General features: G+C 34.8%; 9 protein-coding genes. All 9 read left to right on the top strand.

Going from position 1 to position 13,907, the window contains the following annotated elements:
- Positions 1-441 precede the first annotated feature (441 nt).
- The 9 genes from SPD48_RS16355 (at position 442) to gatY (ending at position 13,844) form a co-directional block, all read left to right on the top strand.
- Positions 442-5,256 (top strand): discoidin domain-containing protein, encoded by a 4,815-nt coding sequence (locus tag SPD48_RS16355; RefSeq protein ID WP_336259186.1) that lies wholly within the window; start codon positions 442-444, stop codon positions 5,254-5,256.
- A gap of 428 nt (positions 5,257-5,684) precedes the next feature.
- Positions 5,685-7,010 (top strand): ABC transporter substrate-binding protein, encoded by a 1,326-nt coding sequence (locus SPD48_RS16350; protein WP_336259185.1) that lies wholly within the window; start codon positions 5,685-5,687, stop codon positions 7,008-7,010.
- A gap of 71 nt (positions 7,011-7,081) precedes the next feature.
- Complete coding sequence (locus SPD48_RS16345; protein WP_336259184.1) at positions 7,082-7,963, top strand: carbohydrate ABC transporter permease; 882 nt, start codon at positions 7,082-7,084, stop codon at positions 7,961-7,963.
- A 37-nt stretch (positions 7,964-8,000) separates the two neighbouring features.
- The gene (locus tag SPD48_RS16340) at positions 8,001-8,837 is read left to right on the top strand and encodes a carbohydrate ABC transporter permease (protein ID WP_336259183.1); all 837 of its coding nucleotides are present in this window, start codon (positions 8,001-8,003) and stop codon (positions 8,835-8,837) included.
- A 43-nt stretch (positions 8,838-8,880) separates the two neighbouring features.
- Positions 8,881-9,618 (top strand): GntR family transcriptional regulator, encoded by a 738-nt coding sequence (locus tag SPD48_RS16335; protein ID WP_336259182.1) that lies wholly within the window; start codon positions 8,881-8,883, stop codon positions 9,616-9,618.
- A gap of 23 nt (positions 9,619-9,641) precedes the next feature.
- Positions 9,642-10,535, top strand: coding sequence for an ROK family protein (locus tag SPD48_RS16330; protein ID WP_336259181.1), 894 nt, complete (start codon positions 9,642-9,644; stop codon positions 10,533-10,535).
- Positions 10,536-10,601: 66 nt separating this feature from the next.
- Positions 10,602-11,774, top strand: coding sequence for an SIS domain-containing protein (locus SPD48_RS16325; protein ID WP_336259180.1), 1,173 nt, complete (start codon positions 10,602-10,604; stop codon positions 11,772-11,774).
- Between the two features lie 31 nt (positions 11,775-11,805).
- Entirely contained in the window at positions 11,806-12,960 is a 1,155-nt protein-coding gene (gene nagA, locus SPD48_RS16320) for an N-acetylglucosamine-6-phosphate deacetylase (RefSeq protein WP_336259179.1), read from the top strand.
- A 26-nt stretch (positions 12,961-12,986) separates the two neighbouring features.
- Complete coding sequence (gatY, locus tag SPD48_RS16315; protein WP_336259178.1) at positions 12,987-13,844, top strand: tagatose-bisphosphate aldolase subunit GatY; 858 nt, start codon at positions 12,987-12,989, stop codon at positions 13,842-13,844.
- The last annotated feature ends 63 nt before the right edge of the window (positions 13,845-13,907 follow it).

Here is a 13,907-nt window from a genome sequence, read left to right as displayed (position 1 = left end):
TTCAGGTGGGGACGTATTATTAATTCAAGTTGTTAATAATTATACTGAAAACCTTACAATGGGTTGACCCATCAACCCGAGTATGGTATATTGCTTATAATCATTTTTAAATATTCGGAATATTATCTATTGTGACTTAATAATAATGGATTTATTTCACAGAATAGGTGATTCGTCTTGCTATTTAAAATTGATATTCTTGTTTCATATATAAAGGAGGTGGATAAATGATTTATTAATTTGTTGAAATAAATTAATAGTTAAACTTTGAAATGATAGGAGGTTTCTTAATCTAAAAAAAAGATATTATAAATTGTGAGTCGCCTTAAACTCAATATTTTTACCAACATAATTTATAGACTAGAACAAAGAATTAATTGTTATATAACTCTTTATTTTCATGAAAAAACGTGTTAAATAAAATGACTTTGGAGGTTGAAAATGCAGAATAAAAATATGCTTAAACAACTAGCAGGTCTTTTTTTTGTAGTATGTATACTATTAGTGCTTGTACCTTCATCCATGGTTGGTTCAGCAGAGAATAATAATGAGGGAGCAATCGGTACGATAAATAGTATTAACCAAGATGGTAGCGATGTCTTTATTGAATTGTCTTCGGGAGAAGGAATCAAAATTAGTTTCTTAAAAGATAATCTTTTTCGCTTCCATTTAGATCCAACAGGTAAGTTTCCAGAATATCCGACTCCAAACAATAAGGATCATGTTACTACAATCGTTGATAAGGATGAAAATGAGTATAAAGATAGTTATGGAAAAATAGATGTTAAGGTCGAGGATAGTGATGCAGATGTATACAAGATTTCTACAAATACGATTGAATTAAGAATTGATAAAAAAACATCTAAAATGAGTCTGTATAATAAGAAGACCTCAAAGGTTATTTGGGAAGAAGCAGAGCCATTAAAGATTCAAAATAATAATGCGATTCAAACACTAACAACCAAGGAAAATGAATATTTTTATGGCGGCGGACAACAAAATGGATATTATTCACACAAAAATCAATCGATTAACATTAAAGTTGGAGGAGGTTGGGATGCAGGAGCTGCTTCAAGTCCTGTTCCATTCTATTTAAGTACAGAGGGTTATGGTGTAATGCGTAACACCTTCAAACCTGGAATGTATGATTTCTCAAAAACAGCAACATTTGGACATAATGAAAATAGATTTGATGCGTACTATTTTGTTGATGAGTCTATTCCAGAAATAATCGACGAATATACTGAGCTAACAGGAAAAGCAGCTTTGATGCCAGAATACGCTTTCTACCTAGGACATCTTGATTGCTTTAACGGAGTGCATAACGGGCATAAGGAAGAAAGAAATTTCATGGAAGATGCATATAAATATGTAAAAGAACATGGAAACAATGACATGCCTTTGGGTTGGTTTTTGCCAAACGACGGGTATAGTTGTGGCTATAGTGGTTTAGATAACTTAGAGAATTTTGTAAACGCTGCCAAAGAAGAAAATGTGGTAACAGGTTTATGGACTGAGAGTAATCTTCATCCAGATCCTAATTTACCTGAAGATGATCCTAAACGTAGAGATCTTGATGGTGAAGTAAAAGCTGGAATCAGAGCAATTAAAACAGATGTCGCTTGGGTTGGGAATGGCTATTCAATGGCATTGAATGCGACCCGTCTGGCAGCAGAAGGAATTGAAAAAGTTGAAAATTCTGGAGGCGCTCGTCCGTTTGTTGTGACTGTAAATGGTTGGGCGGGGACACAACGATATTCCACCTTATGGTCTGGTGATCAATATGGTGGAAACTGGGAGTATATTAGAATGCATATTCCAACCTATATCGGAGCTGGATTATCAGGAAATCCGAATATAGGTTCAGACATGGATGGAATTTTTGGCGGAAACAACGTCATTCAAACAAGGGATTTTCAATGGAAGGCTTTTACCCCTATTCAAATGGATATGAGTGGCTGGGCTGGAAAAGCAAATGAAAAAAATCCATGGAATTACGGTGAACCATATGCATCAATTAATAGAATGTATTTAAAATTAAAAGCGGAAATGATGCCGTATAACTATACAATCGCTGAAGAATCAACATCAACATCGATGCCAATGGTTAGAGGAATGATGCTTGAATATCCTGAGGATCCGTATACATACGGAACTGAAACTCAATATCAGTTTATGTGGGGGCCAAATCTTCTCATCGCACCAGTTTATAAGGGGAGTGACCATGATGCTGGTGTAAGAAATGGAATCTATCTGCCGGATGAAAACCAAATTTGGATCGATTATTTTACAGGCGAACAATATAAAGGTGGATCAGTAATAAATAATTTCAAAGCTCCATTGTGGAAAACACCCGTATTTGTAAAAGCAGGTGCAATTATTCCGATGGCACCGGAAAATAATTCAATTTTAGAATTAGATGGCAGCGAAAATAGAATTTTTGATGTCTATCCATTAGGTAAATCCGAATTCACAATGTATGAAGATGACGGGGAAACAATCGAATATAAAAATGGAAAAAATATGAGAACAAAAATCACTTCCGAAGTGGAGAATGATATAGCTGTCATAACTGTTCATGAAACAAAGGGAAATGGTTATAACGGGATGGTGAAGGACAGAGGGACAGAATTTATCGTAAACACAAATCAAGAACCCGAAGCCTTAATTGTCAATGTGGGCACAAAAAAAATAGAGCTAACAGAGGCTAAATCCATAGAAGAATATGAGAAATCAGACAACGTTTACTTCTATGATGAGAAACCAGACTTAAACAAATATGCTACAGAAGGTTCTGAATTTGAAAAGACTGAAATAATTACGACCCCTAAGCTGTATGTAAAGGTTGAAAAAGCAGATATTACGGCTAATAAAGTTACTTTAACCGTCGAAGGCTTTAGTAATGCCTCTGACGAAGAAGTAGTTGACGAAGAAGTGCCTGAAGTTCCTAAAAACCTTCGAGCTGATGAAGAAGCAATTAAAGACAATGAAATTAAGCTGATTTGGGACAAGGTTGAAAGTGATAATGTTCAATATGACATAATGATCGATGGAGTTATTCATCGTAATATTTTTGTAGAAACAAAAGACAAAGAGGAACCTTTCTTTGTCCATACTGATCTAAAAAGTGACACAGAATATACGTATCAGGTCAGAGCTGTTAATACGAAAGGTGCTTCTAATTGGAGTGAAGAAGTAAAAGTGAAAACAGATCTCGACCGTTTTAGGAATGTACCGAAGAACATGACTGCTACTGCAAGTAGTCATCAGTCAGGAGAAGAACCTGATAAAGCAATTGACGGAAAAGAAAGTACAATGTGGCATACAAACTGGAATAATGGGAATGTTCCACCTCATACTTTTGAGATTGATATGAAATTGGCTTATGATCTTGATAAATTTGAATATGTACCAAGAAGCGGTGCCGGAAATGGAACAATATTAAAATATAATTTAGATGTTAGTCTAGATGGTAAAACATATAAAAGTATTGTTAAAGATGGTAAATTTGATCGGAACGATGAGATAAAAACGATTAATTTTAATGAAGATGTATATGCAAGATATATTAAAATAACGATTACAGATGGTGTTGGAGGATTTGGTTCAGCAGGGGAATTTAGACCTTATAAAAAGGACAAGACTGAAGGTTGGGTTGTCGGAAAGAACATTTCAGATGGTGTTGACGGAAAAATAGGAGAAGATGATTTGAACTTCTTCGCAAGTTATATGGGCGTTGATGAAACGGATACTGCTTGGAATCAAGTGAAGAGAGCAGATATTAATTATAATGGTGTAATTGATGCCTATGATCTTATGTATGTGGCTAGTCATCTAGGAGAAGAACCGCTTAAAGAAACAGGTAAAACGATTAAAGGTTCGATAGATATTAGACCTAGTAAAGAACAATTAACTAAAGGAGAAGAGTTTACTGTAGATCTTATAGGGAATGGAATGCAGGACATTAATGCATTTAGTCTAGAGTTACTAGCTGATACAAATAAATACAGATTAATAAAAATCAGTACAACTGAAACAAGTGGGCATATGCTCGATTATTCTACAAGAAATGGTCAAAGAATCATGGCAGCGTTCTCTAATAAAGGAACCCAGAAGACGCTTGAAGGTACAGAAGTATTAGCTACTATTACATTGGAGGCAAGAGAAGATACAGAGTTTGGTTTGTCTATCTCAAGGTCCATGTTACTTAATACTTCATTTGAAACAAAAGAAGAGATTGGTAAGATATTGGCTCCTAATCAAGAACCAGAAATTCCGGAAGAACCAAGAGCAGAAAAGATTCTGACGAATGAGGATATAACCATCACAGGTGACGATGAAAAGATGCAAGGTGGAAAAGATGCTTTTGAAAAATTAATTGATGGTAATCTAAACACGTTGGCAGAGCTTATCTGGACCACTGTGCCTGGTGAAGATGTAGAAGGAGTATCATTACCTTTAAATGTCCAGTTTACATTTAATCATCCAGAAGAATTAAAAATGTTCGAAGTTTATAATCGGCCAACCGGTCAGAATGGAAAAATAAAAAAACTTAGCGCCACGGCAATTGATGAAGAAAATAATGAATATGATTTAGGGATGAAAGAGATAAAACCTGATGCTAAATCAGTAGTTTTTGAGACGGAAGGGCTAGAGGAGATCCCTAAAGGTACTAAGTTTAGCCAAATTCATATTGTATTTGAAGAATCACATGTAGGACATCCGAAAATGTTATCGGTAGCAGAAATTGAATTCACTGCATATGTTCAGGAGATGGAAGAAGTTGATAAAGCTGCATTAAAAGCGGCAATAGTCGATGCAGAGCAAATAAATCTAGAAGAATATACTGAAGAAAGCGTAGAAAAACTAATGGAAAAGTTAGATATAGCAAAAGCTGTTGCTAATGATCAAGATGCCAGACAAGAACAAGTGGACTCAGCATTAGCTGAATTGCTGAAGGCAATTGAGGGATTAGAAAAAGTAGAAGTTAAAGTATCTATTGAAAAAATTAAAACAATTGTCGAGGAATTTGAAGAAGCTGGAGAATTTAAAAACCAAGGTGTTGCTCGCTCTTTAATTGCTCAATTAGATTCAGCAATTAAAAGTGAAGAAAAAGGACAAGCCGATAAGGTTGTACACCATATGGAGAAATTTAAAGAGTTATTAGAGAAACGGTATGAAAATGGCCATATATCTAAACATGCATATGAAGCATTACTAGCTGAATCAGAAGTAATACTTGAACAGTGGAATTAAGTTAAAGCAATAGATTAACTCAACTATAACTTGAAGTCATAACTTCTCTCATTTGAGAAGTTATGACTTTTATGACCTTATCAAATTAAATGCTTGTAGGCTGTTCAACACTTTTTTAAGGGTGAAAAGTTAGAAAGAAGCTAGTTCTAATGAATTAATTTACTGGTTTATTTAAATGTTTTTATAAGTAATAAAAAGTGAAATATAAAATAAACTTTAAAAAGAACCTTTATTGGGTTGACCCATCAACCCTATTGGAGTATAATCTATTTATAGAAAATTTTTAGAAAATTCGGTTTTAAAAAAGGGGGAAGAATAAAGTAATGTTTACAAGAGGTATGGTCGGTAATTTTGAATGCGTTTTCATGAGGGTTAATTTAATTCGTTAGAGATAATAAGACACAATAATTTAAAAAGAGGTGGAACATATGAGGAAAAAAGTTGGACTTTTTAGTGTAATCTTGTTAATCAGTATCTTATTTGTTGCGACAGCATGTAGTAAGAATACTGGTTCAGATTCAGGAAGTTCAGGAGATTCTGGTAAGACAGTAATTAAATACTGGTCAATGTGGAATACTGGAGAACCCCAACAAGAAGTAATCCAAGGAATAATAGATGCTTATGAAGAGGAAAATCCAGACGTAACAATTGATGTTCAGTGGATGGGCCGCCAAGTTTTATCCGATGTAAGAAATGCTTCCCTAGGTGGAGATGGGGCACCAGATTTAACTGACCAGTCAGGTGCTGAAGTAGTAGGGACATTAGTTAAAAATGAGTTGGTAGAACCATTAAATGACTTACTTACAATGGAAATACCGAATGAAGGTGCAACTTTTCAAGACGTATTTATTGATGATACCTTATCATTCTATCAGCAAGATGAAGATACTTATTTTATTCCTTATGAAATAATCACATCAGGTTTCCATTATAATGAGTCACTCTTCAATGAACATGGAATTGATGCTCCTTCAACTTGGGATGAATTTATTGAAGTAGGTAAAAAATTAAAGGATAAAGGAATTGCGCCACTTGCCCAAGATGGGAATATTGATTTTTATAATGCCTATTATTATTATTGGTTAACTGAACGAATCATGGGTGCAGAATCTTTACTAAAGGCAGCTGGAGATGAGACAGGAGAGACATGGTCTGAACCAGGGTATTTGGAGGCAGCTAAAAAGATTGAAGAGTTAGTTGATAATGATTTTTTTGCTGATGGTTATGAAGGCAGTCAGTATCCAGCGGCACAAACTGCTTGGGCTAAAGGTGATTCTGCAATGATATTAAATGGAAGCTGGATCTCAAGTGAAACATCTGAATATAGCTCTGATGATTTTATTTACCGTGCGTTTCCTTTTCCTGAAATTGAAAGTTCAGAGGTTGATAGTGATCAAGCTGAACTCTATTTGATCGGATGGGTAGCTCCAGAAGGGTCTAATGTAGATGCAGTGCAGGATTTCCTAGCATTTGCAATGCAAAAGCAATATCAAGAAGGCATAGTCACTGAAACAGGTAACATCAGTACAAGAAATGATCTTGATGCTCCAGAAAAACTAACTGATTTAAAAGAGATGATTGTAAATGCATCTACATACCATGCTGAATACGATAGATTACAGGCAGAATATCCAGAGTGGTGGAAAACGGTTTTCCTACCTTTAGATGATAGTTTACTATTTGGTGATATAACAGCAGATGAATTTATCGATCAATTACAAGTCCAAACAAAAGAGTTTTGGGAAAATCAATAATTAAATAAAGAGAACGGGGGATTTCTTCTCCTGTTTTCTTTTTAACAAACTCCAAAATTAGGGGGAATACAATGGATAAAGAAAAGAGGAAACTAGCAATTCCGTATCTACTCCCAGCGGTAGGTTTATATTTAATTTTCTTTATTGGACCAGCAATTTATGGACTTTGGATAAGTTTACATAGCTGGAGTGGTTTTACAAAGGAAATGGATTTTATTGGCTTAAAAAATTACGCTAAAATCTTAGGAGATCCAATATATTGGCAATCATTTAAAAACATGATGTTAATTTTATTGGGAGGTGGGGTTTTTGTTTTTTTAATTGGTTTATTATTTACTGCATTGATGAGTCAAGGAATCCCAGCTAAAAAAGCGATACGTGCAATTATATTTTTTCCGCAAATCGTCGCTCCAATCGCTTTAGCAATTGTATGGAATTATTTATATAGGTTCGATACAGGATTTTTTAACTCTTTATTAGATTTAGTTGGTATAAGTGCGGTTAACTGGACTAGTCCTAAAAACATTATGATTTCTGCTGTGGCAGCGATTATATGGTATAATACCGGTTTTTATGCAATTATTTTACTAAGTGGTGTAGATAAAATCCCAAATACTCTTTTTGAAGCAGCAAAGATTGAAGGGGCTTCAACATTCACGATTTTTAGAACAGTCACTTTACCTCTAATATGGGATGTGTTTTCAATTGCAGTTATTTTATGGGGAATAAATGCAATTCGACTATTTGATTTTCTGTTTGCATTTGGAGGACCGGAACCTCCTTCAAGAATGTGGAACACTGCAATGTATCAATATATATTAGGTTTTGGTCAGCGGACCCCAATTTATGAGCTAGGGTATTCAAGTGCAATTGCCGTTACCATGGTTGTAGTTGTATTTATTTTTGTTATCACTGGAAGAAAATTATTTCAACGTGAAGTCTATGAATTATAACTCAATTTAATTACTGAAATATTAGGGGTGAATGAACTTGAGGACTCGTGACCGAAGTATCTTCTTTAGATTGGGAATGATATTTTTATATATTTGGGTGTTATTTATTTTATTTGTCTTAGGTTGGATTATACTTGCTTCGTTAAAAACAAACCAAGAATTGTTTGAAAGCTTTTGGAAACTTCCATCTTCTCTTCAATGGGAAAATTATTATACAGCATGGGTACAATCTGATTTAGTATCGTACTTTTTTAATAGCGTGTTCGTTGTAATTATTAGTGTTTTAGGAATAGTGTTGGTAAGTGCTCCTGCGGCATACGTATTGTCCAGATTTTCATTTCCGGGAAAAGAACCATTAACTATTTCTTTTATTTTAGGAATAGGTATTCCATATCAAGCGGTATTAATTCCTATCTACATGTTATTACTAAAGATAGGATTGATTAATACACTTACTGGATTGATTGTTGTATATATTGCTCTTTCCTTACCATTTACAATTTTTATTTTAACTGGCTTTTTCCAAACATTGCCTAATGAGATAGAAGAGTCAGCGGCAATGGATGGTGCAAGTCAGAATACAATATTTTGGAGAGTGATGCTTCCGATGGCTCGACCAGGTTTAATAACAGTTACGATATTAAATGCGGTAACTTTGTGGAATGAGTTTTTGCTTGCAAAGGCATATATAAATGTCAATGACAAATTTACGCTATCGGTAGGATTGTATCAGTTTTATCAATCCATGCAGTACAATTCAGATTGGGTCAGTTTATTTGCCGGGGTAGTTATAATTATATTCCCGATTTTAATCTTCTTTTTATGGCTATCGGATCGAATAATTGAAGGCATGACTGCAGGAAGTGGAAAATAATATAAATCATTCTATACTATACATTTGAAGGGAGATAAACAATATGGAAAAATTCGAACTAGATACAGGCAGTTTTGTTCCACTGTACCAACAGTTAAAGGAATTTATCATTGAAAACATAGATAAGAATGTTTGGAAGCCGGGAGATAAGATATATTCTGAAAATCAGTTGTTTGAGAAATTTGACGTAAGTAGAAATACTGCGAAAAAAGCAATTGAAGATTTAGTTCAGGAAGGCATTTTGTACCGTATTCAAGGTAAAGGTACGTTTGTAAGTTACCCTAAAATAGAGCAATCTTTATCTGCATTTTATAGTTTCAGTCAAGTGCTAAGAGATAAAGGAATGCATCCAAAAGATGTGGTGTTAGATGTCAAAGTTATTGAAGCAACCCACAAGGTAGCAAAAGCATTAAATTTAGATAAAGGAGAAGAAGTTGTTCATTTACAAAGACTTCGTTATGCGAATGAGGAACCAATTATTTTAGAATCATCTTATTTACCAAAAAGTATTATAAGTGATGTGGTGAAATTAGAATCTGTTGGTGAAACACCTCTATATGACATATTAAGGAAGGAATTTAATGTTTTTGTAAATTCTGCAAAAGAAACTTTTGAACCTATTTTAATAAGAGAGGAAGAACAGGGTCATTTAGAAGTGAGTATTGGATCCCCAGCATTGTTACTTGAAAGGATCGCTTATGATCAAAAAAAGCAACCGGTAGAGTTTTGTAAATCAATCGTGCGTGGAGATAGATGTAAGTTTTATACAGAATTGGTATAAAGACCGCGTTGAGGAGTTTTGATATGGAGTATACGTTAGCTGTAGATATTGGAGGAACTAAGATTGCCGCTGGTGTCATGGATCAAAAGAAGTCTTGGGTAACTACCTTGCAATTACAAAGTGATAAATCAAGTGCAACTAGTATGTATGAATCCGTCTTACAATGCATGAATGATGTAATTAATAAAGCCGGGATACGTAAAGAACAAATTAATCATATCGGCATAACCATACCAGGTCAATTAGATATAGAAACCGGTTTAGCCATTTATCAAAATAACTTACCGTGGAGAAACTTTCCATTAGGAGAGTTACTAAGAGCAAAGTTCTCTCAAAGTAATATAATTTTCGAGCATGATGTCGTTGCAGCTGCACAAGGAGAGTGGACAGTCCGCAATTTAACAAACGAATTGTTCGTCTATGTAACGATAAGCACTGGGATATCTGCAAGTATAATATATCAAGGGATACCGTTAAGAGGGAAAGGATTTGCTGGTGAGATTGGTTTTTTTCAGATGGATAAAGGAAAAGAATTGGAAAAGTCAGCATCCGGATCTGCAATGGAAAAAGAGCTTAAGTTAATTGAACAAAGCCTCTCACTTCCATACGCATTTAAGGAATGGAATAAAGGAAATGAACAATTAAATAGCTTCTTCAATGACAAAGCCGGTCAAATTGCACGTGCAATTTACAATATAACAGCTACACTCGACCCACATAAGATTGTACTCGGTGGAGGAGTTATTAATCATCAAAACCATTTTTTCGAACTAATAAAAGATCATTTTTATTTTTTATGCCGTCAGCCATTTCAACATGATTGGGGAAATAGAGTGGAGAGAAGTATTTTGCAAGGAAAAGCTGGATTGTTTGGAGTTGCAAGTGGTTGCCATAATAAAAGGAGAGTGGATGTTTGATTGTATTACATTTAAGTAATGAATTTTAATTAACATTATGATTATGGTAAAGGTGGATGATCTTTCATGTTTAATTTAACTTCAGAAGAATTAAAGGAAAAACAGGCGCTACATACGACTACAGAAATATATCAACAGCCAGAAGTATGGCGAGAGTTAACTATAGACTTTATAAAATACCAAAATGATTTTAAGAAATTTATCGAATCGATTTATACGAGACATGAAAAAACACGGGTTATTTTTACAGGAGCAGGAACGTCGGCATTTATTGGGGATATTCTTGTACCGGAACTGACTAAACATGCGGGAAAGAATGTTCAATTTGAAGCAATTGCAACGACAGATATTGTTTCAAATCCCAAGGAGTATTTGATTGATGTACCAACGATATTAGTTTCATTTGCAAGATCAGGAAACAGTCCAGAGAGTGTGGCAACCGTAGCGTTAAGCAAATGGATAATAAAAGATTTCTACCAAGTTATTATTACAAGTAATAAGAATGGAGAATTAGCTAAAAATTGTGAAAGTGACGATAAAAGTCTTATTATTTTAACTCCTGAAAAAGCAAATGATCAGTCGCTTGCAATGACGAGTAGCTTTTCGAGTATGATTCTTCTGGCTTATATGTTGTTTGCAAATAGTGAATTTTCGGATAGTTTTTCCAAACAATTAATTACTAGTGCTACTCACTTGCTAGATTCATTTGAAGAGCTAATAAACGAAATATTAGATTTTGATTTTAACCGTGTTGTTTATTTAGGATCTGGTTCTCTAGCTCAATTAGCTCATGAAGCGGCACTCAAAATGTTGGAGTTAACAGCTGGTAAAGTAATCGCCATTCATGAATCATCCTTGGGCTTTCGTCATGGTCCCAAGTCAATTTTAAATGATCAATCGATTGTTGTTTTATTTATGTCACAAGATGAGTATACGAGAAAATATGATTTTGATATTTTAAGAGAATTGGCTGCAACAGATTCAGAGATGAAGATTGTTGCTTTAACTGAAAAAGAGGAAAAAGAAGTTGAATCCTTGGCCAATTGGACAATTCCAGTAAATGTAGGTAGTAAGAGTATTAATAGTGACTTTCAGTTAGGGCTACTATATATCCTTTTTGCTCAAACTCTTGCGTTGACAAAATCTAAAGACCTTGGAATTTCACCTGACAATCCAAGTCCTGATGGAGCTATAAGTCGTGTTGTACAGGGCGTTACGATATACGAATACGAAGAGTGAAATATGTGGATAAAAGAAAAGGATGTATAACATGGAATATTATATTAAGGCAGATCGTTTTTTACTTGAATCAGAAGAAAAGATCGGTGGATATTTACTAGTGGAAAACGGTCGCTTTGGTAATTTTGTAAATAAAGTTCCAGTGTGTGCGGTTGTAGAAGATTGGACTGGATATACGGTTGCTCCCGGTCTTTTTGATACGCATATTCATGGGATTAAGAATTATGATGTAATGGATGGTACGGTTAAAGCAGTTCAAGAAATATCTGCAATTTTGCCGGAGCTAGGTGTTACCCGTTTTTTACCGACTACGTTGACTTCGAGTAAACATGATTTGCAAAAAGCGATTTTAGCTGTTAAAGAGGGAATTGACAAAGGATTACCTGGCGCTAAGTCTGAAGGGATATTTTTAGAAGGTCCCTATTTTACAAATAAACATAAGGGCGCTCAAAACCCAGCCTTTTTTCGAAATCCCAGCTATGAAGAGTTTACCGAGTGGCAACAACTAGCAGATGGTATGATCGTAAAAGTTGCTCTTGCTCCGGAACGCCCAGGTTCGATTGACTTTATTGAGAAAGTTAGTAAGGAAAACGTGTTTATAAGTATAGCTCATACTGATGCAAGTTATGAATGTTGTAGAAATGCAATAAAAGCTGGAGCGACTATTTTTGTTCATTTGTTTAACGGTATGTCAGGTTTGCATCATCGAAAACCGGGAGCCGTTGGAGCTGCATTATTGAATAATCAAACGTATACAGAAATAATTTGTGACGGATTTCATGTACATCCACATATGGCTAATCTTGCTTTTCAAATCAAAGAAGAAAAATTAGTGCTCATTACGGACTGTATGCGAGCCGGATTAATGCCTGACGGTGATTATTCATTGGGAGATTTTCAAGTAAAAATGAATAATAATATTGCCCGAACTGTAACAGGTTCATTGGCAGGAAGTACATTAACATTGATAGACGGGGTAAAAAACTTTTACAAGTGGAGCAGGAAAGGTTTACACATAGTTTGGCACTTGGCAAGCTTGTCTCCCGCTAATAGTATCGGAAAGGGAAATCAACTTGGCAGTATATCTCCTGGAAAGCTTGCTGACTATGTTGTTATAGATGAAAATTTTGAAGTCCAGATGACAGCCATTACTGGGGAAATAATTTATAAAAGATTAAACATCTAGCAGCAAAGAATTGGAGGAGGAAGATAATGGGATATGTAACAAATACGAAAGATATGCTGATTAAAGCGAGACAGGGAGGTTATGCAATTCCGGCGTTTAATATTCATAATTTAGAAACAATTCAAGCCGTTGTTGAAGCCGCTTCCGCTTTAAGATCACCGTTGATTTTAGCAGCAACTCCTGGAACAATGGATTATTCAGGTCGAAGTTATATTCAATCAATTGCGGAAAACGCTGCAAAAGAAAATGATATTCCTATCGCATTACATTTAGATCATCATGAAACAGTAGAATCTATAAAAGAATCACTTAAATTAGGTGTAAAATCGGTAATGATAGATGGATCCATGGGTTCTTTTGAAGACAATATTGCAATAACAAAGAAAGTAGTAGAAGTAGCACATGTCTTTGGAGCTACAGTTGAGGCTGAACTTGGTAAACTAGTTGGACAAGAAGATGATATTATTGTAGAAGAAAAAGATGCTGAATATACTGACCCTGATCAAGCAGCTATCTTTGTTAAAGAAACTAGAATCGATTCATTGGCAGTTGCAATTGGAACGGGACATGGTGTCTATGAGATTAAGCCTAATTTAGATTTGGCCCGCTTAGAGAAAATAAAAGAAGTTGTTGATATTCCTTTAGTATTACACGGTGCATCCGGTATTTCGACAGAAGACGTACGTAAGTGTATAGCATTAGGTTGTGCCAAAGTAAACATTTCCACCGAGTTAAAAGTACCATTTTCAAATGAGGTTAGACAATACTTAATTGATCATCCTGAAGAGACTGATATTAGAAAATATATGAGTCCTGCCAAAAATGTAATGAAAGAAATTGCTACTGAAAAAATAATCATGTGTATGAGTGATGGTAAGGCGTAGAATAGAAATTTGCTTCGACTAGAAGTCTTTAAATAGGAGTATACGTTTTGCCGGAAACTATAA

It is taken from the genome of Pseudogracilibacillus sp. SE30717A (genome assembly GCF_037071985.1).
GTDB lineage: Bacteria > Bacillota > Bacilli > Bacillales > Amphibacillaceae > Pseudogracilibacillus.
Note: the sequence above shows the minus strand (reverse complement) of the source record. Positions and strands in the feature narration are given on the sequence as shown.

Bases quoted from the DNA above. Each gene is read 5' to 3' on its own strand.
- SPD48_RS16355 (WP_336259186.1), top strand. From the start codon at position 442: ATGCAGAATAAAAATATGCTTAAACAACTAGCAGGTCTTTTTTTTGTA.
- SPD48_RS16350 (WP_336259185.1), top strand. From the start codon at position 5,685: ATGAGGAAAAAAGTTGGACTTTTTAGTGTAATCTTGTTAATCAGTATC.
- SPD48_RS16345 (WP_336259184.1), top strand. From the start codon at position 7,082: ATGGATAAAGAAAAGAGGAAACTAGCAATTCCGTATCTACTCCCAGCG.
- SPD48_RS16335 (WP_336259182.1), top strand. From the start codon at position 8,881: ATGGAAAAATTCGAACTAGATACAGGCAGTTTTGTTCCACTGTACCAA.
- SPD48_RS16330 (WP_336259181.1), top strand. From the start codon at position 9,642: ATGGAGTATACGTTAGCTGTAGATATTGGAGGAACTAAGATTGCCGCT.
- SPD48_RS16325 (WP_336259180.1), top strand. From the start codon at position 10,602: ATGTTTAATTTAACTTCAGAAGAATTAAAGGAAAAACAGGCGCTACAT.
- nagA (WP_336259179.1), top strand. From the start codon at position 11,806: ATGGAATATTATATTAAGGCAGATCGTTTTTTACTTGAATCAGAAGAA.
- gatY (WP_336259178.1), top strand. From the start codon at position 12,987: ATGGGATATGTAACAAATACGAAAGATATGCTGATTAAAGCGAGACAG.